The sequence below is a fragment of the Streptomyces sp. NPDC020845 genome, assembly GCF_044334165.1.
GTDB lineage: Bacteria > Actinomycetota > Actinomycetes > Streptomycetales > Streptomycetaceae > Streptomyces.
Genome location: NZ_JBIRSJ010000011.1, coordinates 175,362 through 198,725, shown reverse-complemented (window position 1 = coordinate 198,725; position 23,364 = coordinate 175,362). Strand labels below are relative to the sequence as shown.

The 23,364-nt window shown below is 71.4% G+C and carries 23 protein-coding genes and 1 pseudogene; 17 read left to right on the top strand and 7 right to left on the bottom strand.

Features of this window, described 5'->3' with window-relative positions; genetic code table 11:
* Window position 1 precedes the first annotated feature (1 nt).
* The 3 genes from ACH4U7_RS29450 to ACH4U7_RS29440 all read left to right on the top strand — a co-directional run bounded on the left by ACH4U7_RS29450 (window position 2) and on the right by ACH4U7_RS29440 (window position 3,625).
* Window positions 2-1,501, top strand: coding sequence for a dihydrolipoamide acetyltransferase family protein (locus ACH4U7_RS29450; protein WP_398530842.1), 1,500 nt, complete (start codon window positions 2-4; stop codon window positions 1,499-1,501).
* A gap of 160 nt (window positions 1,502-1,661) precedes the next feature.
* Complete coding sequence (locus ACH4U7_RS29445) at window positions 1,662-2,333, top strand: GntR family transcriptional regulator (RefSeq protein ID WP_398530841.1); 672 nt, start codon at window positions 1,662-1,664, stop codon at window positions 2,331-2,333.
* On the top strand, window positions 2,330-3,625 hold the full coding sequence (locus ACH4U7_RS29440; RefSeq protein WP_398530840.1) for a nitrate/nitrite transporter: 1,296 nt from the start codon (window positions 2,330-2,332) through the stop codon (window positions 3,623-3,625). The genes ACH4U7_RS29445 and ACH4U7_RS29440 overlap by 4 nt, the downstream gene beginning before the upstream one ends.
* Before the next feature lie 44 nt (window positions 3,626-3,669).
* Here the strand turns inward: ACH4U7_RS29440 and ACH4U7_RS29435 are convergent, their stop codons facing one another.
* Both ACH4U7_RS29435 and ACH4U7_RS29430 read right to left on the bottom strand, forming a co-directional pair.
* The gene (locus ACH4U7_RS29435) at window positions 3,670-4,494 is read right to left on the bottom strand and encodes a maleylpyruvate isomerase family mycothiol-dependent enzyme (protein ID WP_398530839.1); all 825 of its coding nucleotides are present in this window, start codon (window positions 4,492-4,494) and stop codon (window positions 3,670-3,672) included.
* A gap of 209 nt (window positions 4,495-4,703) precedes the next feature.
* Complete coding sequence (locus ACH4U7_RS29430) at window positions 4,704-5,705, bottom strand: NlpC/P60 family protein (RefSeq protein ID WP_398530838.1); 1,002 nt, start codon at window positions 5,703-5,705, stop codon at window positions 4,704-4,706.
* Between the two features lie 175 nt (window positions 5,706-5,880).
* On the opposite strand from ACH4U7_RS29430, the gene ACH4U7_RS29425 reads away from it, so the two are divergent.
* Window positions 5,881-6,675 (top strand): DUF1963 domain-containing protein, encoded by a 795-nt coding sequence (locus ACH4U7_RS29425; protein WP_398530837.1) that lies wholly within the window; start codon window positions 5,881-5,883, stop codon window positions 6,673-6,675.
* A gap of 167 nt (window positions 6,676-6,842) precedes the next feature.
* Window positions 6,843-8,693, top strand: a complete 1,851-nt coding sequence (locus ACH4U7_RS29420) for an NHL domain-containing thioredoxin family protein (protein WP_398530836.1) — start codon at window positions 6,843-6,845, stop codon at window positions 8,691-8,693.
* A gap of 5 nt (window positions 8,694-8,698) precedes the next feature.
* Here the strand turns inward: ACH4U7_RS29420 and ACH4U7_RS29415 are convergent, their stop codons facing one another.
* A complete protein-coding gene (locus ACH4U7_RS29415) occupies window positions 8,699-9,652 on the bottom strand; it encodes an NADP-dependent oxidoreductase (RefSeq protein WP_398530835.1) in 954 nt (317 codons plus the stop codon).
* Between the two features lie 117 nt (window positions 9,653-9,769).
* Here ACH4U7_RS29415 and ACH4U7_RS29410 point away from each other — a divergent pair, with 117 nt between their 5' ends.
* The 8 genes and pseudogenes from ACH4U7_RS29410 to ACH4U7_RS29375 all read left to right on the top strand — a co-directional run bounded on the left by ACH4U7_RS29410 (window position 9,770) and on the right by ACH4U7_RS29375 (window position 14,072).
* Complete coding sequence (locus ACH4U7_RS29410) at window positions 9,770-10,186, top strand: winged helix-turn-helix transcriptional regulator (protein ID WP_398530834.1); 417 nt, start codon at window positions 9,770-9,772, stop codon at window positions 10,184-10,186.
* A 146-nt stretch (window positions 10,187-10,332) separates the two neighbouring features.
* Window positions 10,333-10,971, top strand: coding sequence for an HAD family hydrolase (locus ACH4U7_RS29405; protein WP_398530833.1), 639 nt, complete (start codon window positions 10,333-10,335; stop codon window positions 10,969-10,971).
* A gap of 70 nt (window positions 10,972-11,041) precedes the next feature.
* Window positions 11,042-12,225, top strand: a pseudogene (locus tag ACH4U7_RS29400) (helix-turn-helix domain-containing protein).
* 138 nt (window positions 12,226-12,363) lie between these two features.
* A complete protein-coding gene (locus ACH4U7_RS29395; RefSeq protein WP_398530832.1) occupies window positions 12,364-12,789 on the top strand; it encodes a hypothetical protein in 426 nt (141 codons plus the stop codon).
* Entirely contained in the window at window positions 12,786-12,971 is a 186-nt protein-coding gene (locus tag ACH4U7_RS29390) for a hypothetical protein (protein ID WP_398530831.1), read from the top strand. Before ACH4U7_RS29395 ends, ACH4U7_RS29390 begins: the two co-directional genes overlap by 4 nt.
* Complete coding sequence (locus ACH4U7_RS29385; RefSeq protein ID WP_398530830.1) at window positions 12,968-13,171, top strand: hypothetical protein; 204 nt, start codon at window positions 12,968-12,970, stop codon at window positions 13,169-13,171. The genes ACH4U7_RS29390 and ACH4U7_RS29385 overlap by 4 nt, the downstream gene beginning before the upstream one ends.
* A gap of 167 nt (window positions 13,172-13,338) precedes the next feature.
* The gene (locus ACH4U7_RS29380) at window positions 13,339-13,464 is read left to right on the top strand and encodes a hypothetical protein (RefSeq protein ID WP_398530829.1); all 126 of its coding nucleotides are present in this window, start codon (window positions 13,339-13,341) and stop codon (window positions 13,462-13,464) included.
* A gap of 92 nt (window positions 13,465-13,556) precedes the next feature.
* A complete protein-coding gene (locus ACH4U7_RS29375; RefSeq protein ID WP_398530828.1) occupies window positions 13,557-14,072 on the top strand; it encodes a hypothetical protein in 516 nt (171 codons plus the stop codon).
* 119 nt (window positions 14,073-14,191) lie between these two features.
* Here the strand turns inward: ACH4U7_RS29375 and ACH4U7_RS29370 are convergent, their stop codons facing one another.
* The 3 genes from ACH4U7_RS29370 to ACH4U7_RS29360 all read right to left on the bottom strand — a co-directional run bounded on the left by ACH4U7_RS29370 (window position 14,192) and on the right by ACH4U7_RS29360 (window position 18,347).
* Entirely contained in the window at window positions 14,192-14,908 is a 717-nt protein-coding gene (locus ACH4U7_RS29370; protein WP_398530827.1) for a DUF4232 domain-containing protein, read from the bottom strand.
* 150 nt (window positions 14,909-15,058) lie between these two features.
* A complete protein-coding gene (locus tag ACH4U7_RS29365; RefSeq protein WP_398530826.1) occupies window positions 15,059-17,053 on the bottom strand; it encodes a BTAD domain-containing putative transcriptional regulator in 1,995 nt (664 codons plus the stop codon).
* A 1-nt stretch (window position 17,054) separates the two neighbouring features.
* Complete coding sequence (locus ACH4U7_RS29360) at window positions 17,055-18,347, bottom strand: M18 family aminopeptidase (protein WP_398530825.1); 1,293 nt, start codon at window positions 18,345-18,347, stop codon at window positions 17,055-17,057.
* A 229-nt stretch (window positions 18,348-18,576) separates the two neighbouring features.
* On the opposite strand from ACH4U7_RS29360, the gene ACH4U7_RS29355 reads away from it, so the two are divergent.
* Complete coding sequence (locus ACH4U7_RS29355) at window positions 18,577-19,269, top strand: TNT domain-containing protein (RefSeq protein ID WP_398530824.1); 693 nt, start codon at window positions 18,577-18,579, stop codon at window positions 19,267-19,269.
* A 5-nt stretch (window positions 19,270-19,274) separates the two neighbouring features.
* The gene (locus tag ACH4U7_RS29350) at window positions 19,275-19,676 is read left to right on the top strand and encodes a hypothetical protein (protein ID WP_398530823.1); all 402 of its coding nucleotides are present in this window, start codon (window positions 19,275-19,277) and stop codon (window positions 19,674-19,676) included.
* Between the two features lie 89 nt (window positions 19,677-19,765).
* Here ACH4U7_RS29350 and ACH4U7_RS29345 read toward each other — a convergent pair whose 3' ends face one another.
* Window positions 19,766-21,592, bottom strand: coding sequence for an acyl-CoA dehydrogenase (locus tag ACH4U7_RS29345; RefSeq protein ID WP_398531026.1), 1,827 nt, complete (start codon window positions 21,590-21,592; stop codon window positions 19,766-19,768).
* Between the two features lie 160 nt (window positions 21,593-21,752).
* Here ACH4U7_RS29345 and ACH4U7_RS29340 point away from each other — a divergent pair, with 160 nt between their 5' ends.
* Complete coding sequence (locus tag ACH4U7_RS29340) at window positions 21,753-22,250, top strand: SseB family protein (protein ID WP_398530822.1); 498 nt, start codon at window positions 21,753-21,755, stop codon at window positions 22,248-22,250.
* A gap of 111 nt (window positions 22,251-22,361) precedes the next feature.
* Window positions 22,362-23,333, top strand: coding sequence for a pirin family protein (locus ACH4U7_RS29335; protein ID WP_398530821.1), 972 nt, complete (start codon window positions 22,362-22,364; stop codon window positions 23,331-23,333).
* Window positions 23,334-23,364: the final 31 nt, after the last annotated feature.

The window sequence follows — 23,364 nt, the reverse complement described above, 5'->3', positions numbered from 1 at the left end:
CATGACTGCAACCGATCAGCGCTTCCGTGAGTTCAAGATGCCCGATGTGGGCGAGGGACTCACCGAGGCGGAGATCCTCAAGTGGTACGTGGCGCCGGGCGACAGGGTCGCCGACGGCCAGGTGGTGTGTGAGGTCGAGACCGCGAAGGCTGCGGTCGAGCTGCCGATCCCGTTCGACGGTGTGGTGCACGAGGTGCGCTTCGGCGAGGGCGCGACCGTGGATGTGGGCACCGCGATCATCTCGGTGGACACCCAGCCGGGCGCGGGGGACACGGCTGCCCCCTCGGAGCCCGCGGTCGCCCCGGCCGAGGCCGCTGAGGCCGCCGAAGCTGCCGAGGCTGCCCAGCCGGAGGGGCGCCAGGCCAACCTGGTCGGCTACGGCGCGGCGCCCTCGTCCACCAAGCGCCGCCCGCGCAAGCCGCGGCCCGGCGCCGAGGCGGCGCCCGCCCGGGGCGTCCCGGCCCAGCCCGCCCCCGCGCCCGCTGCCGCCGCCCCGGCGGCTCCTACCCCTGCCCCAGCGGCTCCTGCACCCGCTCCTGCCCCTGCCCCTGTCGTCGCGCCGTCGCAGGCCGAGCTGAACGGCCACGCCAAGGCCGCGCGCCCGCTGGCCAAGCCCCCGGTCCGCAAGCTCGCCAAGGACCTGGGCATCGACCTGGCGACGGTCACCCCGACCGGCCCCGACGGCACCATCACCCGCGAGGACGTCCACGCGGCCGCGGCCCCCGCGCCCGCCGCCGTGGCCGAGCCCGTGGCGGAGCCCGCAGCGGCCGTGGCGGAGGCGGCCCCTGCCCCCGTCGTCGGCCGGGAGCGCCGGGTGCCGATCAAGGGCGTACGGAAGGCCACCGCCCAGGCGATGGTCAGCAGCGCCTTCACGGCCCCGCATGTGACCGAGTTCATCACCGTCGACGTCACGCGCACCATGAAGCTCGTCGCCGACCTCAAGCAGGACCCGGACATGGACGGGCTGCGGGTGAACCCGCTGTTGCTGGTCGCCAAGGCCTTCCTGGTGGCCATCCGGCGCAACCCGGACATCAACGCGTCCTGGGACGAGGCCGCCCAGGAGATCGTCTACAAGGACTACGTCAATCTCGGCATCGCGGCCGCCACGCCCCGGGGGCTGATCGTCCCCAACATCAAGGACGCGGGCTCGCTCACCCTGCCCGAACTGGCGTCCGCCCTCGGCGAGCTGGTCTCCACCGCCCGCGAGGGCCGGACCAGCCCGGCGGCGATGTCCGGCGGCACGGTCACCATCACCAACGTCGGCGTCTTCGGCGTCGACACCGGCACTCCGCTGCTCAATCCCGGCGAATCCGCGATCCTCGCCTTCGGCGCGGTCAAGCTCCAGCCGTGGGTCCACAAGGGCAAGGTCAAGCCGCGCCAGGTGACCACGCTCGCGCTCTCCTTCGACCACCGCATGGTCGACGGCGAGCTGGGCTCCAAGGTGCTCGCGGACATCGCGGCCGTCCTGGAGCAGCCCAAGCGCCTCATCACCTGGGGCTGAACCCGGGGCTGAACCCGGGGCTGAGGCCCCCACCCCTCCCGTACGGCCCGGCTGCCTCCCGCAGCCGGGCCGTCGGCATGACGGCCACAACCCCATATCGCCGTATCCCATATCCCGGACGGTCCATGCCACGCATACGTGTTGTATCTATGATGTGCGCATGCCTCCCGCCCCCGTCCCCGTCAGCCCGACCGCCAAACAGCCGCCCGCCGCCGAACGCGTCTACGCGCATGTCAAACAAGCCGTCCTCGACCGCCGCTACGAGGGCGGCACACTGCTGACCGAGGGCGATCTCGCCGAGGCCGTCGGCGTCTCGCGCACCCCCGTGCGCGAGGCCCTGCTCCGGCTCGAGGTCGAAGGGCTGCTCAAGCTCTATCCGAAGAAGGGCGCCCTGGTGCTGCCCGTGTCCGCGCAGGAGATCGCGGACGTGGTCGAGACCCGGCTGCTGGTCGAGCGGCACGCCGTCGCCAAGGTCGTCCCGGCCGGGAAGAGGCTGATCGCCCGGCTCGAGGAGCTGCTGGAGGAGCAGAAGGAGCACGCGGCGGCCGGGGACCTGAACGCCTTCGCGGTCGCCGACCGGTGCTTCCACGCCGAGATCGTACGGGCCGCGGGCAACGGCATCCTGGCGCATCTGTACGACCAGCTGAGAGACCGCCAGCTGCGGATGGGCGTGGCCACCATGCACGCCGAGCCCGACCGCATCGCCAAGAACATCACCGAGCACACCGAGATCCTGACCGCCCTGCGCTCCGGAGACGCCACGGCCGCCGCCGGGCTCGTCGAGCGCCACGTCAGCTGGGTGAACAACCTCGCCCGGGGTGAGGAGCGATGAGCGACGTCCGGCTGCCCGGCGATCCGCCCGGAGGGCGGCGTGCCGCCGCCGTCTGGGGCATCGGGGTCGCCGTCTACTTCATGGCCATCACCTACCGCACCAGCCTGGGTGTGGCCGGCCTGGACGCCGCCGAGCGGTTCCACATCAACGCCTCGGCGCTGTCGACGTTCTCGATCCTTCAGGTGCTCGTGTACGCGGGCATGCAGATACCCGTCGGTCTGATGGTCGACCGGCTGGGCACCAAGAAGGTGCTCACGCTCGGCGTCGTGCTGTTCACCGCCGGCCAGCTCGGCTTCGCGTTCTCCCACACGTACGGCTTCGCGCTGGCCTCACGCGCGCTGCTGGGCTGCGGTGACGCCATGACGTTCATCAGTGTGCTGCGGCTCGGCTCGCGCTGGTTCCCGGCCCGCCGCGGGCCGCTGATCGCGCAGGTCGCCGCGTTGTTCGGGATGGCGGGCAACCTGATCTCGACCCTGGTGATCGCGCAGGCGCTGCACACCCTCGGCTGGACCCCGACCTTCGCGGGCAGCGCGATCGGCGGTGCGCTCGTCCTCGTCCTGGTGCTGGCCTTCCTCAAGGACCACCCGGAGGGGTTCGAGCCCGTCCCGGCCACCCACGCCGGCGCCGCCTTCGTCCGCCGGCAGATCGCCGCGGCCTGGCGCGAGCCGGGCACCCGCCTCGGCATGTGGGTGCACTTCACCACCCAGTTCCCCGCGATGGTCTTCCTGCTGCTGTGGGGGCTGCCCTTCCTGGTGGAGGCCGAGGGGCTGTCCCGCGCGTCCGCCGGCGAGCTGCTGACCCTCGTCGTGCTCTCCAACATGGCGGTCGGCCTGGTCTACGGACAGGTCATCGCCCGGCACCACGCCGCCCGCGCGCCGCTCGCCCTCGGCACGGTCGGGGCCACCGCGCTGCTGTGGGGCGCCGTGCTGGCCTGGCCCGGCGACCACGCGCCCATGTGGCTGCTGATCACGCTGTGCGTCGTACTCGGCGCCTGCGGACCCGCCTCGATGATCGGCTTCGACTTCGCCCGCCCCGCGAACCCGCCGGAGCGTCTTGGCACCGCCTCGGGCATCGTCAACATGGGCGGCTTCACCGCCTCGATGACCACCCTGCTGGCCATCGGCGTGCTGCTCGACGCGACCGGGGGCAACTACCGTGCCGCCTTCGCCTCGGTGTTCGTCCTCCAGGCCCTCGGCGTCACGCAGGTGCTGCGGCTGCGCGGGCGGGCGCACCGCCGGGAGCGCGAGCGCGTCGTCGCGAGCCGCGTCGAGGCGGTGCACGTACCGGCGTGACCCCGCCTGTGCCGACGTGACCCCGCCCGTCCCGTCCTGACGGCTCAGGCCGTGACCGCGAAGTTGGTCAGGATCGCGTCGGCCAGCTGCTGATCGCCCTCGATCTTCAGCTTGTCGGCGACCGCCTCCGGCCGCACCCGCCCGCACGCCAGGCGCAGATACGTCTCCCAGTCCACCGTGATCGTCACGGTCGGCCCCAGCGAGACGCTGCCGTCGATGGTGGCCCGGCCCTCGGCGTTGACCCGGACCGTCCGCATGAATTCCAGCGCGCCGTGCACATCGAAGACCACCGCCGAGCCGGGCGCCGCGCCCGCGTCCTCGGCGACCACCTTCGGAAGCGCGGCCAGCAGGCGGTCCCGGGCGATGGTCGCGCCCGGCGAGTCCAGATTGCCCGGCTTCCCGAGCGCCCGCCGCAGGTCCTGCTCATGCACCCATACGTCGAAGGCCCGCGCGAGCAGGGCCTTCTCCAGGGCCATCTCGCCCCCGCCGGGCCAGCGCACCATGGCGTCCGGCTGGCGCTTCTCGTTCCGCAGCTGCCGGCTGCGGCGGATGATGGTGTAGTCCAGCTCGGAGGTCATCTCCGGCGCGGTGTGGCAGCGCCGTACGTCGACCTGGACCTCCATATAGCGCGCGTGCTCGCTGGTGACGTGGAACAGGTCGCGCGGCAGCGAGTGGATCGGGCGCGGATCGCCGAGCATCTCGGTCTCGAGGCCGATGACATGCGAGACCACGTCGCGCACCGACCATCCTGGGCACTCGGTGGCCCGGTTCCACTCCCCTTCGACGAGCGGATTCACCAACTCGAATATCGCTTCGACGGAATGGGTCCAGGCGTCGATGGAAGTCTGCAGGCTGGGATGGACGGTCACGGGACCCCTCGGGCGGTTCGTACGCGGGCTGGGTGCTTGTGTGTGCGTTTAAGTTACGCTGCGCACGAGCACCCCGGGAGTGCTTTCGGGTCTGATCGTAGGCCCGGATTCGCGGCTCGGGCTGCTGAGAGCGGTGGTATGGTGCGCGCCCGCCCGCTACAGATCCGGATGAATCCGGACAGTCCGATTGAAATCCCTTGGGTGTTGCGTCAGCCCGCGATATGCCGGTAGCCGGTGACCCTTTCGGGCGCGGGCAGGGGGGCCAGCCGGACGGTGAGGCCCGTACCCGGGGCGTGGATGACCTTGCCGCCCCCGAGGTAGAGGGCGACATGGCCGTCGCCGTTGGACAGGACCAGGTCGCCGGGGCGCAGTTCGGCCCGGGTGGTCTCCTTGCCGGCGTACCGCTGGGCCCAGGTGGTGCGGGGGAGCTTGACCCCGGCGGCCTGCCAGGCGCGCATGATCAGGCCGGAGCAGTCATAGCTGCGGGGACCGGTGCCGCCCCAGACGTAGGGCTTGCCGAGCTGGGCGCGGGCGTATCCGACGGCCTTGGCGGCGCGGCCCGGGGCGTGCTGCTGTTCGGGGTGCTTCTTGGTGGGCTTCTTGACGTGCTTTTTGGCGTGCTTCTTGACCTTGGTCTTGGCGGTCCTCTTGCCGCTGTCCTCGCCGTCGTCGGTCGGCGCCGGTCGCTCCACCGCGTCCCCCGCGACCGTCCCGGGCAGGTTCAGGGTGTCGCCGGCGTAGATGAGGGTCGAACTGCCCAACTCGTTCAGGCGCTGCAGCTTCTTGACGGTGGTGTGGTTCTTCTCGGCGAGGCCGTACAGCGTGTCGCCGGAGACCAGCACCACCGTCGTCGACGCGGTGGGGCGGGCGGTGCCAGGCCGGGCGTCGGCGCCCCGGTCCGCCTTCGCCTCCTTCGGCCGCTCGGCCGGGGTCTTGGCCTCGGCCCGGGTCTTGGCCTCGGTCGGCGGAGCCAAGGCCGTCTGCCGAGAAGGCGCGGGCGACTGCGCGGAGGCCCGGTCGTCCGGTCCGTGCACGGCCAACAGCACCCCCGCCAGGACCGCGAGGACGGTCAACACGGCCAGCGCGGCGGTGCGCACCGCCGCCCGTACCACCGTGGCCAGCGGCCCTCGCCGCGCGGCGCGCGGCTTGGCGTGGGCGGCCGACGACGACGTGGTGCGGCGCTCGGCGGCCCGTATGTGCTGCTCTCCCATCACAACCTCCTTCGCGGGGCCCCTGGCTCGAGGCATGGAAGGGAGGCTGCTGGGGCGCGAGGGTGTCCGGCAACGCATGGGCCGTCTGGGACAGTCCGGATCTGTCTGCGCAGCTCAGACCCCTTCAGCCAGCCGCACCTCGCCTCTTGTCAGAGGGAGTTGGGACCATCCCGGCATGCAATTCGACAATCCCTCCGAGATGAGCCGAGAGTGCGCCGAACGGCTCGGCGAGCAGGCCGGCCGACAGTTCGCGGCCATGGCCCGCCGTGGCTTTCGACTGGAATCCCCCACAGACGACGCCCCGGCCACCGGCCGCTGCCGGCTCGGCGGCCCCGCCCTCCTCGAACCGGGCACCCCCTGGCCCGAGGTCGGGGGCATCCCGCTGTCCCTGCATGCCGTCCTCGACACCGACGCCCTCGCACCCTGGCTCGGGGACCAACTGCCCACGCGGCCGGGCCTGCTCAACTTCTTCTATCTCGATCCGGACCTGCCGTACGAGAAGTACTCAAGGCTGGACGACGAGCCTGAGGCGTGCCGCGTCATACCCGCCGATCCGGCACGGGCGGTCGAGACCACCGCCCCCGCACCGGCGCGGAGCTATCCGGCCACTCCCGTCCACGCGGCCGGGGTCACCATGCTCCCGGACGCCTGGGACGTCGAGGACCGCGACGTCGAGTACGACCGGGATGAGCACTGGGGCGCGGCCTCGCTCATCCTCGATGTGATGAGCGACCTCAACGGCAACACCTCCGGCAGCCACTGTGCCTTCGGCTGGCCCGACACCTCGTACGCGTTCTGGGTGACCCGCCGCGACGCCGATGGCCCAGCCGTCCATCTGCTCCAGCTCCCGGAGGACTCGGAGCTCGGATGGGGCTGGGGCGACTCCGGGACGATGTACTTCACGATCCCCGCGAAGGCCTTCGCGGCGGGGGACTTCAGCAAGGCCCAGGCGGAGATGCGCTGCTGCTGAACCCCGTTCCGGATGGCCGCCGTCGCCGCCGAGATCCCGTCCGGTCGCCCCGACCGGACGGGATCTGGACGCCGCATGATCCGTGGGCTCGTCCCGGCCAAGGCGAGCCCACGGATACGCGAGGGGCACCCGACGCCCACGGGCGCACGAGTGGCACTCTTGACGTCATGAGCAAGCGAGCCCGTGTCCGCGCCCCTGAGCTGCAAGGACGTACCTGGATCAACACCGGCGGCAAGGAACTGTCCCTCGCGGACTTCCGGGGCAGCATAGTGATCCTGGACTTCTGGACCTTCTGCTGTGTGAACTGCCTGCACGTCCTGGACGAGCTGCGTGAGCTGGAGGAGAAGCACCGCGACACCGTCGTGATCGTCGGTGTGCACTCGCCGAAGTTCGTCCACGAGGCCGAGCACCAGGCGGTCGTCGACGCCGTCGAGCGCTATGAGGTGCATCACCCCGTGCTCGACGACCCCGAGCTGGCCACCTGGAAGCAGTACGCCGTACGGGCCTGGCCGACGCTGGTCGTGATCGACCCCGAGGGGTACGTGGTCGCCCAGCACGCGGGCGAGGGACATGCGCACGCGCTCGAGACGCTGGTGACCGAGCTGGAGGCCGAGCACGGCGCCAAGGGCACGCTGCGGCGCGGCGACGGCCCGTACGTGCCGCCGGAGCCGGTCGCCACCGAGCTGCGGTTCCCGGGCAAGGCGCTGCTGCTGCCCGGCGGCACCTTCCTGGTCTCGGACACCACACGGCACCAGCTGGTGGAGCTGGCGGCGGACGGTGAGAGCGTGCTGCGGCGGATCGGGGCCGGTGAGCGGGGGCTCGTCGACGGGCCCGCCGACCGGGCGCGGTTCAGCGAGCCGCAGGGTCTCGCGCTGCTGCCGGACGGCACGGTGATCGTCGCCGATACGGTCAACCACGCGCTGCGCGCCCTTGACCTGGCGACCGGCGCGGTGCGGACGGTCGCCGGGACCGGGCGGCAGTGGTGGCAGGGGTCTCCGGCCGCCGGTCCGGCCCGCGAGGTCGATCTGTCCTCGCCCTGGGACGTGGCTTGGTTCGCGGACCGGCTGTGGATCGCCATGGCGGGCGTCCACCAGCTGTGGACGTACGACCCGGCGGACGGGACGGTGCGCGCGGCCGCCGGTACGACGAACGAGGGCCTGGTCGACGGGGAGGCCGCCGAGGCGTGGTTCGCACAGCCGTCCGGGCTGGCCGCGGCCGCCGACCGGCTGTGGATCGCGGACTCCGAGACCTCGGCGGTGCGGTACGTCGAGCGCGACGGGGACAGCGAGGGTGACTTTGTGGTGCGTACGGCCGTGGGCACCGGGCTGTTCGACTTCGGTCACCGCGACGGCCACGCCGACCAGGCGCTGTTCCAGCACCCCCTCGGCGTGACCGCGCTGCCCGACGGCTCGGTCGCGGTCTCGGACACCTACAACCACGCGCTGCGCCGCTTCGATCCGGCCTCCGGCGAGGTCAGCACCCTCGCCACGGATCTGCGCGAGCCGTCGGACGCCGTGCTGGTGGACGGCGACATCGTGGTCGTCGAGTCGGCGCGGCACCGGCTGACCCGGCTGCGGCTGCCCGAGGAAGCCGTACGCGTGGCGGCGGTGGCCCACCGCACCCAGCGCGCCGCCACCGAGATCGCCCCGGGGACGCTGCGGCTCGACGTCGTCTTCCAGGCCCCCGCCGGGCAGAAGCTCGACACCCGCTACGGCCCCTCCACCCGTCTGCTCGTCAGCTCCACCCCGCCCGAGCTGCTGGCGGGAGGCGAGGGGGCCGGTACGGACCTGAACCGCGAGCTGGTGCTGGCGGACGGGGTGACGGAGGGTGTGCTGCACGTCTCCGCGATGGCTGCCTCCTGCGACGACACAGCGTCCAACAGCGGCTCCGCCGCGGGTGCCAACGAGTACCCGGCCTGCCATGTGCACCAGCAGGACTGGGGCGTCCCGGTCCGGGTCACCGACGGCGGCGCGACCAGGCTGCCGCTGGTGCTCGCGGGGATGGACGAGGACGGGTAGCGCCGTCAGGGCGTGAGCACCAGACGCCCGCGCAGACCGCCCGCCGCCAAGCGGCGGTGGGCTTCCTGGGCCCGGTCGAGGGGCAGGGTGTCGGCCACCCGCAGGGTCAGCCGGCCGGCGGCGGCCAGCGCGGACAGCTGGGCCAGCGCCGTGCCGTCCGCCGCGATCCAGTGGTTGGCCGACCGAATGCCCCGCAGCCCGACGGGTGCGTCGGCGGCCACCGCGACGAACGCGCCCGCGTTCCGTACGGCGGCGAGCGCCGGCAGCCCGGCGCCCGCCGCGTCCAGGGCCCCCGCCACACCGCCCGGGACGACCGCCCGCACCGCCGCCGCCAGGTCCGGTTCGTCCCGTGCGATGAACCACTCCGCGCCCAGCCCTCGTACCAGCTTCTCGTCCGCCGCGCCCGCGACGGCCACCACCCGCAGCCCGCGCAGCGCGGCCAGTTCGACCGCGAACCCGCCGACCGCGCCGGCCGCGCCCGTCACCAGCAGCGTCGCTCCGCTCGGCAGGTCCAGCGCGTCCAGCGACTGCCAGGCAGTGAGGCCGTTCAACGGCAGCGTCGCCGCTGCTGCCGCCGGTACGCCCTCCGGCGCCGGAGCCACCGCCGTCGCGTCCAGGACGACGTACTCGGCGTAGGTGCCCAGTGAGACGTCCAGCAGGTCCCGCAACCCGATCACCGGGTCGCCCGGGGCGAACATCCGCACTCCGGGCCCGGTGGCATCCACCACGCCCGCGACGTCCCAGCCAAGACCGGTCTGCGCGCGCGGCGCCATCCGGCCGGCCGCGACCAGCGTCCCGGCGCGGGTCAGCAGGTCCACGGGGTTGACGGTCGCCGCCGCCACGCGGATCCGCACCTGCCCGGGGCCCGGTTCGGGCAGCGGCACCTCGGGGGTCTCCATGGCTTCCGGCCCGCCGTATGTCCGTACCACGGCGGCGCGCATCACGGTCCGCTCGGTCATGGTTCCCAGCTCCTCACCTCGGTCGGGGTTGACCACGTGCGCCCAACGTAGGGAGAGTTGCTCTCCCGAGGTAAGTACGTACCTGAAAGTGCCCAACCCACGCCGAGGAGAGTGACCGTGCCCACCCGGACCGCCGCCCAGCGCCGGGCCGACGCCCGCGCCGCCTACGACGCCTTCATCGCCGAATGCCCCACCCGGCACCTCCTGGACCGCATCGCCGACAAATGGGTCAGCCTCGCCCTCGCCGCCCTGGCCGACGGCCCCATGCGCTACGGCGAGCTGTCCCGCCGACTGGCCGGAGTCAGCCAGAAGATGCTCACCCAGACCCTGCGCAATCTGGAGCGCGACGGGCTGGTCACGCGAACGGTCACGCCATCCGTGCCGGTCCGGGTGGACTACGCCCTCACTCCGCTCGGCGAGAACCTGGCCGGGCTGATGCGGTCGGTCAAGGAGTGGGCGGAGGCGCATATGGACGAGGTCCTGACCGCGCGAGCCGCCTACGACGACGATGCCGGGGCGCCTGACAGCGGATGACGACCGGCGCGGCTGGGCTCGGCGCCCAGGCGCGCCGGTGTTTGAGGATGCTGACGTAGGACGACATCCCCATGAAGCCGACGGCCGTTCCGTTTGCCTGAACGCGGTGGCACTCACCCCTTCCGCCTCCGTTCTAGGCTGCACGCATGATTCGCGCAGTGGTCTTCGATGTCGGCGAGACGTTGATCCGAGACGACCGTGTTTGGGGGGCGTGGGCTGACTGGGTGGGCATCCCCCGCCATACCCTCTCCGCCCTCGTCGGCGCGGTGGTCGCTCAAGGGCGAGACAATGCGGAAGCCCTGCGACTCATCCGGCCCGACATCGACATCGCGGCCGAGCGGGCCGCGATGGAGGCCGCTGGAGTCGGCGAAGACCTCGACGAGTCCGACCTCTATCCGGATGTACGCCCAGCGCTTGCCGCGCTGCGCGAGGCGGGCATCCGCGTCGTCATCGCGGGCAACCAGACGGCGCGCGCTGGTGTCCTGCTGCGGGACCTCAAGCTGCCCGTTGACGAGATCGCCACCTCGGGAGAGTGGGGGATCGCCAAACCCGACCCGCGCTTCTTCGCCCGCGTTCTGGACCTTGCGGGAACCGTGCCCAGCGAGACCGTGTACGTAGGCGATCACCCCGCGAACGACACGCAGCCGGCGAAGGCCGCGGGCCTGCGCGCCGCGCATCTGCGCCGTGGTCCATGGGGCCATTTGTGGTCCGGCACGACGGAGGCGGCCGCCGCGGACTGGCAGATCGACTCGCTGCACGACCTCGTACGGCTCGCCGCCGCATGAGGCAAGCGGCCCCGTACATAGGGGGCCGCTCGCTACCGTTCGGAGTGGACGCACCGAACGGAGCACCAGCATGCCGACTGAGAACGCCCGCGCATTCGGCAAACGCGTGGCCTACCACCGCCGCATCGCACGTATGACGCAGCAGGAGCTGGCCGACGCGGCCGGGGTCCATGTCGGCACCCTACGGAAGATCGAGCGGGGTGCTCGGGGCGCCAGCGACGGTGTCGTGGAGGCATTAGCGGCTGCGATCGGCGTCGACACCTCCCGCTTGCTGGGGAGCCGGGACCGGGCGGACGCGCGCGTTCACGCCGCCATGCCGTCTCTGTCAGCCGTCATCGCCGCGTATGACGTCCCGGACGACGGGCCAGTCCGGCCACTGGCCGAGCTGGCACCGCAGTAGACGAGGCAGTGACATGGCGCCTGGCTGCTCAGTACGTGCGGATCGCTTGCCATCTGCCGTCCCTCATCGGCGAGCTGACCCGCGCCTTCCAACTCGCCCCGGCCAAAGAGCGCGCCGAGACCGCGAGCCTGCTGGTTTCCGCGCTGCGAACCGCTGACGCCGTGGCGTACAAGTACGGCGCCCGGGACCTGTCTGCGCGCCTGGTGGACCTGATGCGGTGGGCAGTTCCATACGCCTCGGACCCTCTGTTGGACGCGACCGTCGCCTACGTCCGCACCGAGACCTTCTTCGCTGCCCGCGCGCACGTCCCCGGCCTGCGCGCGCTGCAGGCTGCGATCGACAACGCACCCACTGGTCAGGACGATACGGCGATCGCTGCCTTGGGTGCCTTACACATGCGAGCCGCTGTTATCGCTGGACGAGCCAGACTTGTGGAGGCTGCGGATCACCACCTCGCGGAAGCTTTGCGCTTGGGGGACGCCGTACCTGAGGACGTCTACCAGGGCACAGCGTTCGGGCCGGACAGCGTCCGCATCCATGAAGTCTCCGTTGCCATCAGCCTCGGTGGTGACCATGTGCATCGGGCCCTCGCCGTCGCCAGCGATTGGGCCCCGCCGCGTTCTCTGCCTGCCGAGCGCCGGAGCGGGTTCTATATCGATCTGGCTCGTGCCCAGCTGTGGTCGGGGTTGGCCCGCGATGCGTACGAGTCGTTGAAGACCGCCCGTCACATCGCTCCACAGCACACCCGCGACCATCCGTGGGTGCGCGAGGACATCGCCACGCTCCGCCGACTGCGGCGTGGCGATGCGGCGAGCCTCAGCAACTTCGCGGAATGGTGCCACGCTGGCGAGTGACCCTGACTGACCCTCGCTGGGTCACTTGTGGCGCTGTCCGCGGAGAACCATCTACCTGTCCACACCGACCAGGCAGATGGGACGACTCCGACCATGGCCGAACCCTTGCGGGTATCCGCCGCGACCAACGCGCGCCCAATGGATGCCGACTCTCCCAACTTCGGGTCGTGGGCACCTCCCAGCGGCCGTAACGCACAGCTGCAACCCGCCGGCGAGTCGTGGGACGTCGTACGCGTCCCACGCTTCATCGGTGAACAGGCCCTGGAACTGCTCGGCGACGACGTGGGCGCGGTCATCGAGAACCCCTTCGACGGGGTGCTGTGCTGGCTCATCGCTCCTGGAGCAGCCGCCGCGTGGGACATGAGCCAGCTGCCCAGCATCCAGGTGTGGGGAGCGACCGCCTATATCGAGGTGCCCTCCGTCGACTGCCGTAAGGGGCCCGGGGTGCGCTGGTGCGTACCGCCCCGGCACGCTCGGCATCTCACCGACCCGACGGCTCTCCTCGCCGCGCTGAAGATCGCCACCAGCGCGGCGCTCGGCCCACGTGAAGGGGCCACCCGGTGACCGAGTGCTGCTATCGCTGCGACAAGCCCACCCGCGAACCGATTACCGTGCTGCGCGCGTCGGCCTCCGGGCCCGGCTGCCTGCGCCACCTGTGCCCGGAGTGCAACCGCCGACGACCGCACCCCGACGCCGACCTGTACGCCGTACTCGTCACCCTGCAGCACGAGAGGCAGACGAGTTGACCGTCCCGGTCGGCACCCGGCGTCTGTCGCCGTACTGCGCGCTGCACACCGCCGAGCCCGACACCACACCCGCCGAGATCCACGCCTTCTGCAAAGGGCCCGGCGAGGTACGCGCGGCACCCATACCGCCCGCGACCGTTGGCGCGCTCATCTTCACCGTCCGCTGTGACTGCGACTGCCACAAGGCGGACGCCACCTAGACCGGTGGGCCGCTGCTGATCCGGGACCCTCCCCGTACCGGACGCCCGCCGCACGGGCCAGCGGCCCACCCCACAGACCCCTCGCCCCAGCCTCCCGCTTGCAGGCCAGTGAGCCGGGACGAGGACCGCGCAACCGCGCGGAAACACCCCAACTCAGAGGAGGCCCAGTGCGATTACAGCATGTCGTCCGCCAGGACCCGGAAGGCGGCGACACCATGCCGGACACGGACGCCCCGACGCCGGGCGGGCAGACGCCTGGCGATTCGGACGACGGACGCCAGTACGCGAGGTAGCGATCGCCAGGCGCCGTAGGTAGACGGCGGCCCCGTCCTCAGACCGCCCCCGCCGCAGGGCGGGGCCGCCCCACCACGCAGGAGCCCCCCGTATGACAGCACCGCCCCCACCCGTGCCCGACCACTGGCACTGCTACCGATGGTCCGGCGATCGGCGAACCTACGATGACGAATCCGCGCGCCGACCGCCCCATCTCATCGCCTGCGACATCACGCCCCAGGAGTGGAAGCAGATCGCGGCGGCCAGCCCTGCCTTCATGGCGAGCGAGGTACCGCCGCTGGAGGTGCCGCACTGGCTGTTACGCCCGGCGAGGATGATCAAAGCCACCTTCGAGGAGCCGGAGAAAGCCTCGGCCTGGTACCGAGACCAGGTCACCGACCTGGCCCCTTCCTTCATGACCGACCACGACAAGGATCCCGCGCGGCGAGCCGAGCGGTTCGCGGCGGCGGATGACCGGCTTGGCTGGGGCGGGGATGTCGTCGGGGGGTGGTATCTGCGGGGTACCGGATTCGCCTCAGTGCAGGTGGTCGCGTGCAGCGTGAATCGGATCCGCCCGACGATCCCCTGCCCGGTGATCCCCCAGCCACCGCTGGGAGGTACCCCCTGATGTATCTGGTCCGGAAAGCCGATGGCCCCCGCCGCAGGGCAGCGGCGGGGGCCATCGGGACGGGAAGCCGGGGGGGAAGTCGGCTCCCCGGGTCATGGGCCGGCGAAGGCCGGCGGTCGTCAGTCGAGGGCGTTGGACAGGTCGCTCTGCCAGTAGGTGACCTGGGCGGTGTCGTCGATGTAGACGGAGCCGCCGGGGAGTTCGACGGACTTGGAGTCGTCGGAGCCTTCGAGGAAGACCTCCAGGGAGGTGGCCTTGTAGCCGTTCTGGCCCGAGCCGTCGGCGGAGGAGGTGCGGATGCCCGCGTAGGCGGTCTCGCCGGGGGCGAGGGTGACGACGGCCTGCGGCTTGCTGTCCTCGTAGACCGGGGTGGCGGCCTGGGCGTCCTCGCCGAACTTCAGGACCGGGTAGCCGGGCATGTTGCAGTCCACGCCCGCGTGGTTGTTCACCTCGAGCACCATGTAGTTCACCGGCCGCTGAACCGACTTGACGCCGACCGTCAGCTTGTTGATGTCACAGGGGCCGATCTCCTGCTCCGAGTTGTCGGAACCACCGGAGGCGCCGGAGCCCTTGGCGCCGTCCTTGGAGGACCCGGCATCCTGGGCACCGCCGCTCTTCTTCCCGTCGCTCGCGCCGCCCGTGGCGTCCGACCCGCCGGAGCCGGAGGTCTGGTCGGCCGGGGCCGAGCTCGGGCTGTCCGCCTTGCCCTCGTTCTTGGTGCCGGTGCCCTCGTTGCTGTTGCAGGCGGTGAGGGTGAGGGCGGCGACCGCGGTCAGGCCGACCGCGGCCAGACGCAGGGTACGGGCGCGGCGGGCGGTGAAGGTGGTGATCGACATGGTGGGTTCCCCCCAGATGGACTTGGCCGTTTCCGGTGTGTCTTTCTCGGTACGGCTTAAGCCTCTCGTCCTCCGCTGTCGTGCCACTGCCGTCCGGCTGCCGAGCCGCTAACGTCCCACTAACGCCCCGCCTTCAGCGGCCCCCGTCGCTCATTCACCGCCCCCGTCGCCGTCCTTCCCGCCCTCGCTGTCCTGGGCGAAGAGCTTGACCAGGTCGCTCATCACGTAGCGGTTGGTGGCCTCCTCGTCCAGCAGATGCATCTCCGCCAGCCGGTCCAGACCGTCCTGGATCAGCTCGGGGTCCGCGCCGGCCAGTGCGGCGGCCTCCGCCGTGTTGACCTCCCGGGCGAAGCCGGTGCCCAGGGTGCGCAGCAGCCGGGCGTCGTCCGCGGACAGGCGGGCCACCGAGTTCCGCAGGGCCGCGGCGACTCCGGCGTCCTCTGCGGACAGCAGCGCGAGCCGCCGCCGCTCGTCGCGGAGCGCCGTGGCCAGCCGGGCCAGCCGCCAGCGGGGCCGGGACAGCAGCTGGGCCGACGCGGCGCGCAGCGCCAGCGGCAGCCCGTCGCACAGGGCCACCAGCTCATACGCGGCCTCCGGGTCCTCGGCGACCCGGTCGGGGCCGAGCAGGGTGCCGAGCAGGGCCACCCCGTCCTCGGGCCCGAGCGCGTGCAGGCGTACGGGGCGGGCCGCGTCGGTGGCGATCAGCCCGTCGAGCCGGCTGCGGCTGGTGACCAGGGTGGCGGACCGGGGCCCGCCGGGCAGCAGCGGCCGCACCTGCGCCGAACTGCTGGCGTTGTCGAGCACGACCAGCAGCCGGCGGTCCGCGACCAGCGATCGGTACAGCGCGCCGGCCGCCTCAGGGGAGGGCGGAATGCGGTCCGCGGGCGTCCCCAGGGCGTGCAGGAAGTCGCGCAGCACCTCGGCGGGCGCCGCCGCCTCGCCGCCGCTGAACCCGCGCAGGTCCGCGAACAGCCGCCCGTCGGGGAAGGCGTCCGCGTGTGCGTGGCCCCAGTACACGACCAGGCCCGTCTTGCCGACCCCGGCGGGACCGGTGACGACCGTGATGCCGCCCTCCGGGGGGAGACCGGTGGGGGCACCGCCGTAGGCCGGGCCGTCCGGTCCGTCGGCGGGCAGGGTGAGCCGGGTCAGGCCGGCCAGCTCGCGGTCGCGGCCGAGGAAGCCGGCCGGGGGGCGGGGGAGCAGCTGTGGCCCGGACGCGGAGGGCTGGTGGGCGGCCTGGGCGGGGACCTGGGCCTGACCCTGGCCCTGGTCGGGACCCTGGGCCTGACCCTGGGCGGAAGCCTGGGGCCGGCCCTGCGCGGGGACCTGGGCCTGGGGCTGCGCCTGGGCCGGGTGGGGGTTCTGCGCGGTGGGCTCGGCGGCGCCGCGCGGGCGCCCCGCCGTGGGGGCGGCGCGCAGGATCTCCTCGTACGCGGTGCGCAGCCGCTCGCCCGGGTCGACCCCCAGGTCGTCGGCGAGGAGCTGCCGGGTCCGGTGGTACCAGGCGATCGCGTCGGACTGCCGTCCGATGCGGTACAGCGCCAGCATCAGGGCCGCGATGAGCCCTTCGCGCAGCTGATTGGCCACGGCCGCCGGATGCAGTACGTCGGCGGCCTTCTCGTACTGGCCGAGCGCCCCGTGGGCGCGCGCCAGTGCCTCGACGGCGGCCAGCCGCCGCTCCTCCAGGGCGTGGGCCGCCGCGGCGAACGGCGGGCTGGGCACCGTGCCGGTGAGGGCCGGGCCGCGCCACAGGTCGAGCCCCTGGCGCAGCAGATCCACGGCTTGCTCGGGGGCGGTCTCGGGCCGGGCGAGGGAGACCAGTTCGGAGAAGCGCTCGCTGTCCACGAGCTGTTCGGGCATGCGCAGCCGGTAGGCGGAGCCGTGGGTGATCAGCTCGACGCCGTAGGCATCGGCGCCCGCCTCGGCGAGCGTCGCGCGCAGCCGCGAGACATGGCCCTGGATGACGGTGCGGGCGTGCTCGGGTGGCTCCTCCTCCCACAGACAGGTGATCAACTGCTCGACGGGAACAGTGGCGTTGGGCTGCAGCAGCAGCATGGCGAGCAGGCTGCGCCGCTTGACCGGGCCCAGCGCGACCTCTCCGGTGCCGGCGGTCACGGCCACCGGCCCGAGTAGAGAGAAGTCCAAGTCAGCCCTCCAGGAAGGCGGTCATAGCCCTGGTCAGGAGCTGGGGGTCCCGGGCGCCGCACAGCTCGCGGGCCGAGTGCATGGACAGGATGGCCGCGCCCACGTCGACCGTGGTGATGCCGTGTCGGGCGGCGGTGATCGGTCCGATTGTAGTGCCGCACGGCATGGCGTTGTGCGAGACGAAGGTCTGCCAGGGCACGCCCGCGCGCTCGCAGGCGGCGGCGAAGACGGCGCGGCCGCCGCCGTCGGTGGCGTATCTCTGGTTGACGTTGACCTTGAGGATCGGGCCGCCGTTGGGCAGTGGGTGGTGGCCGGGCTCATGCCGCTCGGCGTAGTTGGGGTGGACGGCGTGTCCGGTGTCGGAGGACAGGCAGACCGTCCCGGCGAGGGCGCGGGCCTTGTCCTCGTACGCCCCGCCGCGGGCGAAGACCGAGCGCTCCAGCACATTGCCGAGCAGCGGGCCCTCGGCGCCGGTGTCGGACTGGCTGCCGTTCTCCTCGTGGTCGAAGGCGGCGAGAACGGGGATGTACGGCAGCTCGGGGAGGGTGGTGGCGGCGGCGAGCGCGATCGTGCCGGAGTGGACTGACAGAAGATTGTCCATCCGGGGCCCGGCGATCAGCTCCTGGTCCCGGCCGAGGTAGGCGGGCGGATCGACGCTGTGCGCCATCAGATCCCAGCCGCTCACCTCGGCGGCGGGGACCCCGGCCGCCTCGGCGACGAAGCGGATCAGAGCGCCCTCCTCCATGTCGCCCAGGCCCCAGATGGGCGTCATATGGCGCTGCTTGTCGAGCTTGAGCCCTTCGGTGTTGACGCCCCGGTCGAGATGGACGGCGAGTTGGGGGACGCGCAGCAGCGGCCGGTCGACGGCCACCAGGTGGTGCGAGCCGTCCTTGAGGGTGAGCCGGCCGGAGATGCCGAGGTCGCGGTCCAGCCACGTGTTCAGCAGGGCGCCGCCGTAGACCTCGACGGCGATCTGCCGCCAGCCGTGCGCCGCGGTGTCGGGAATCGGCTTGACCCGCAGATTGGGGGAGTCGGTATGCGCCCCCACGATCCGGTAGGGCGTGAAAGGTCTCGCCCCGTCAGGCACGTACCAGGCGATGATGGCGCCGCCTCGCAGGACGTACTTACCGCCCGTCCCGCCGTCCCAGGGCGCAGTCTCCTCGACCTGCCGGAATCCCACCTTCTCCAGCCGCGCGGCAGCACTCGCCACCGCGTGGTACGGCGAGGGGGCGGCGGCGAGGAAGGACATCAGGTCGTCGGTATGGCCGCGGTCGAAGTCGGAGTGCGCGCTCATGCGAACAGCATAGATTCGAGAACCGCCTGGAGCCCGTGTTCGATTCGGGCCTGTGGAAAACGGCTGAGAGAGCGCGACGGGGCCCGCGTGGCGTGGCGTGGGTGCAGTGCGGCTTCCGTGGGATTGTGCTGCGCCGATCAGATGAAGATCGGCCGCCCGGCGATAAGAAAGGCACTTTTCCTCCGATATCTCCTGTGATCGTGCCATAACGCACTGAAGGGGATATCGGATGCGCGCTCTTCGTCACGTCCTCCTCGTCCTTGGGGCGCTTCTCCTGCTGTGCGCCGGCGCGCCGGCAGTGGCGCAGCCCACCGCCCCGTCCGTCGCGGCCCCGTCCGACGGCGCCCCGTACCCGAGGGAACCTGTCCCCTGTCCCACCACGGACCGGGTGGGGGCCCACACTCCCCCACCGGCCCCGTTCCAGAAGTACTACGAGGACGACTGGCGGCTGGGCCCCGCGCAGCTCCCCCGGAGCGGGCCGATCGCCGAGATGCTCAGGGGCTGGGAGCGGCTGGACGATCTGTCGTCCACCGAATTCCTCGACTGCTACTGGAACGACGAGACCTCCGGCTGGTGGTTCCCGGACCCGGACGGCTGGGTGCTCATCAACGGCACGCCGCTGCATGTCACCGTCACCCTGCAGCCCGGACAGAAGGTCGATCTCTTCGGCAGCGGCTTCGGCCACTTCCTCGCCCCGGCCGGTACGCCCTTCGCCGAGCGAGCGCTTCCGCCCAGCAACCTCAACACCCTCGATCCGGCGTTCCCCTTCGGCTACCACCTCTATGAGGTCGTGCAGTCCTTCCAGGTGGAGGCGGGACCCATCAGGGCCTGGTTCGCCCAGCCCGGAGGCGGTCTGCAGTACCTCACCACTCCCTCGATCCCCCAGCTCGTCGCCGCCGGTAAGCTCCGGCCCCTCAACTGACGCGCATGGACCGGCGGGAGCTCGTCCGGGCGCTGCGCGAGGACCGGGTCCCCGACGCGCTGTACGACATCCCGGGTGTGCACGACATCCCGATCCAGCCGGACGCGTACTACTTCCTGCGGCAGGCGCCTGACGGCTGGGTGGTGGGGCTGCGTGAGCGTTCCAAGGACCGGGACACGCACTGGTTCGGCTCGGAGGACGCGGCCTGCCGCGAGCTGCGCGCGAAGCTCACCGCGTCCCCGCCCCCGGCCGGGGGCGAGCGCGTAGCGGATGTGCTCGCGCACAGCGAGGAGATCCAGCGGCAGGCCTGGCGCGACTTCGAGCGCGCGCTGCGCGAGCAGAGGCGCGAGCAGCGGCCCGACGACACAGGAGACGCACCGGGCCCCGGCCCCGACGCGGGTGTCTGAGACGCGGACGCGTGAACGGAAGAGCCGGGTGCCCCGCGCGGGGCACCCGGCTCGACGAGAGGAACTCGACGAGAGGAAGACGAGACGAATCAGAAGGCGTCTTCGGCCAGGTCCATCAGGGAGCTGTCGACGGACTCGGCCACGGCGCGCTGGACCGCGACGCCCGGCAGCACCTCCTGGGCGAAGAACTTCGCGGCCGCGATCTTGCCCGCGTAGAAGGACTTGTCCTTGGCGGAGGCGCCGGGCAGCTTGTCGGCGGCGATCGCCGCGCCCTTGATCAGCAGATAGCCGATGAAGACGTCGCCGGAGGCGAGCAGCAGCCGGGTGGCGTTCAGGCCGACCTTGTAGATGGTGGTGACGTCCTGCTGGGTGGCGGCGAGGTCGGTGAGCATGGTGGCCACCAGCCCCTCCAGATCCGCGGCGGCCTTGGCGAGCGCGTCACGGGCGGCGGCCAGCTCCTCCCCGCCACCGGCCTCGGCCAGGAACTTCTTGATCTCCTCCGAGATGACGGTCAGCGCCTGGCCCTGGTCCCGGACGATCTTCCGGAAGAAGTAGTCCTGGCCCTGGATGGCGGTGGTGCCCTCGTAGAGGGTGTCGATCTTGGCGTCCCGGATGTACTGCTCCAGCGGGTACTCCTGGAGGTAGCCGGAGCCGCCGATGGTCTGCAGGGACTGCGCCAGCTGCTCGTACGCCTTCTCCGAGCCGTAGCCCTTGACGATGGGCAGCAGCAGGTCGTTGAGGGCGTGCGCGGCGGAGGTGTCCTCGCCGGCCGCCTCCAGGGCCTGGATCTCGTCCTGGACGGAGGCGGTGTAGAGGACGAGCGAGCGCAGGCCCTCCGCGTACGCCTTCTGCGTCATCAGGGAGCGGCGCACATCGGGGTGGTGGGTGATGGTGACGCGCGGGGCGCTCTTGTCGGTGAAGGCGGCCAGGTCCGGGCCCTGGACGCGCTCCTTGGCGTACTCCAGCGCGTTCAGATAGCCGGTGGACAGGGTCGCCATGGCCTTGGTGCCGACCATCATCCGGGCAAACTCGATGATCTTGAACATCTGGCGTATGCCGTCGTGCTTCTCACCGAGCAGCCAGCCCTTGGCGGGGTGGTCCGCGCCGAAGGTCAGCTCGCAGGTGTTGGAGACCCGCAGGCCCATCTTGTGCTCGACGTTGGTCGTGTACGCGCCGTTGCGCTCGCCGAGCTCGCCGGTCTCCCAGTCGAAGTCGTACTTCGGCACGATGAAGAGGGACAGCCCCTTGGTGCCCGGGCCCGCGCCCTCGGGGCGCGCCAGCACGAAGTGGATGATGTTCTCCGAGAGGTCGTGCTCACCGGAGGTGATGAACCGCTTCACGCCCTCGATATGCCAGGTGCCGTCCTCCTGACGGACCGCCTTGGTGCGGCCGGCGCCGACGTCCGAACCCGCGTCGGGCTCGGTGAGCACCATGGTCGCGCCCCACTGCTTGTCCACGATGTGGCGGGCGATCGCCAACTGCTCCTCGGTGCCCTCGTCGTAGAGGACTCCGGCGAAGGAGGGGCCGCAGGCGTACATCCAGATCGGGGTGTTGGAGCCGAGGATCTGCTCGGCGCAGGCCCACAGCAGCGAGCGCGGGCAGGCGGCTCCGCCGAGGTCCTCGGGGACGCCCAGGCGCCACCACTCGGCGTCCATATACGCCTGGTAGCTCTTCTTGAAGGACTCCGGGACCGGCGCGGTGTGAGTCTTGGGGTCGAACACCGGCGGATTCCGGTCGGCGTCCGCATAGCTTTCGGCCAGCTCGTTCTCGGACAGTCGGGAGATCTCCGAGAGCACGCTCTTGGCGGTCTCGACGTCCATCTCCTCGAACGGTCCCGTGCCGTACAGCTTGTCGCGCCCGAGCACCTCGAAGAGGTTGAACTCGATGTCGCGGAGATTCGACTTGTAGTGCCCCATGGCGAACAGCTCCGTAAGGCTCGGGAGGCGGCGGACCTCTTCAATGGCATCGCGCGATCGATCGTCGATCGCCATGATGCTACCCGCGGGTAATAAAGAGCAACCCCCGATGGGACAACTGTGACGCACTGCGCTTCGGCGACTCAGTACGCTGCTGTCCATGTACGGCTACGACCAGAACGCGAGCCCAGGGCAGGGATACGCGGCGCCGCCGCCCCCGCCGCAACAGCAGCCGCCTCTGTCACACCACCCACAGCCGGGCGCCGGCTATGGCGAGCAGCCGCTGTATCCGGAGCCCTCCCCACCGTCCCTGGCCGACGCGGTGCGGGCCTTCACCACCGGCTCCATGTCGGCCGAGGACTTCCAACAGATCTTCGCGACCTCCAAGGTCTACTGTCCGCGCGGTGACAACCCAGGATTCCTCGCCCTGCACAACACCCAGCAGCCGGTGATCCCCATGTTCACCTCGCTCAAGGAGCTGCGCCGCTACGCGGGCAAGGAGTCCAAGTACTTCGTGATCACCGGCGCCGAGGTGATCGACCTGCTGCCCACCGGCTACGGCTTCGTCCTCGACATGGAGGGCGACCACCGGATGGTCTTCGACGCCAAGGCCGTGGAGCAGATGGTCGACTTCGCGATGCGCCGGATGTATGGCTGAGCGTCGCTAAGTAATCACCGTGCGTCCCCGGGCGCGCCGGGAAATAAAGGCCCTCTTGCGGATCGTTCACCGTTCAACTAAGTTGAATGTTGAACGACCGAGGAGGCCGTCATGCCAGCAGTGACCGTAGACAACCCGTTGACCCTGCCCCGCGTCGCGGCGCCCGCCGACGCCAAGCAGCGCCCCGTCCTCGCCGTCACCACCGCTCCCAGCGGTTTCGAGGGTGAGGGCTTCCCGGTGCGGCGCGCCTTCGCCGGCATCGACTACAAGCACCTGGACCCGTTCATCATGATGGACCAGATGGGCGAGGTGGACTACCAGCCCGGGGAGCCGAAGGGGACCCCGTGGCACCCGCACCGCGGCTTCGAGACCGTCACGTACATCATCGACGGGATCTTCGACCACCACGACTCCAACGGCGGTGGCGGCACCATCACCAACGGTGACACCCAGTGGATGACGGCCGGGTCCGGTCTGCTCCACATCGAGGCGCCGCCGGAGCACCTGGTCATGTCCGGCGGTCTCTTCCACGGCCTGCAGCTGTGGGTGAACCTGCCGAAGAAGGACAAGATGATGCCGCCGCGCTACCAGGACATCCGCGGTGGCCAGGTCCAGCTGCTCACCTCCCCGGACGGCGGCGCGCTGCTCCGCGTCATCGCCGGTGAGCTGGACGGTCACAACGGGCCCGGCATCACGCACACCCCGATCACGATGGTGCATGCGACGCTGGCGCCGGGCGCCGAGATCAACCTGCCCTGGCGGCAGGACTTCAACGGTCTCGCGTATGTGCTCGCGGGCCGCGGCACCGTCGGCGCCGAGCGCCGCCCGATCCATCTCGGCCAGACCGCGGTCTTCGGCACCGGCTCCTCGCTGACCGTGCGCGCGGACGAGAAGCAGGACTCCCACACGCCGGACCTGGAGGTCGTCCTCCTCGGTGGCCGGCCGATCCGTGAGCCCATGGCGCACTACGGGCCGTTCGTGATGAACACCCGCGCGGAGCTCCAGCAGGCCTTCGAGGACTTCCAGAAGGGCCGGCTCGGCACGATCCCCGCGGTGCACGGGATGTCCGAGGGCGGGATGTAAGGCTCGCCGGAACGAAACGCCGACGAGCCCC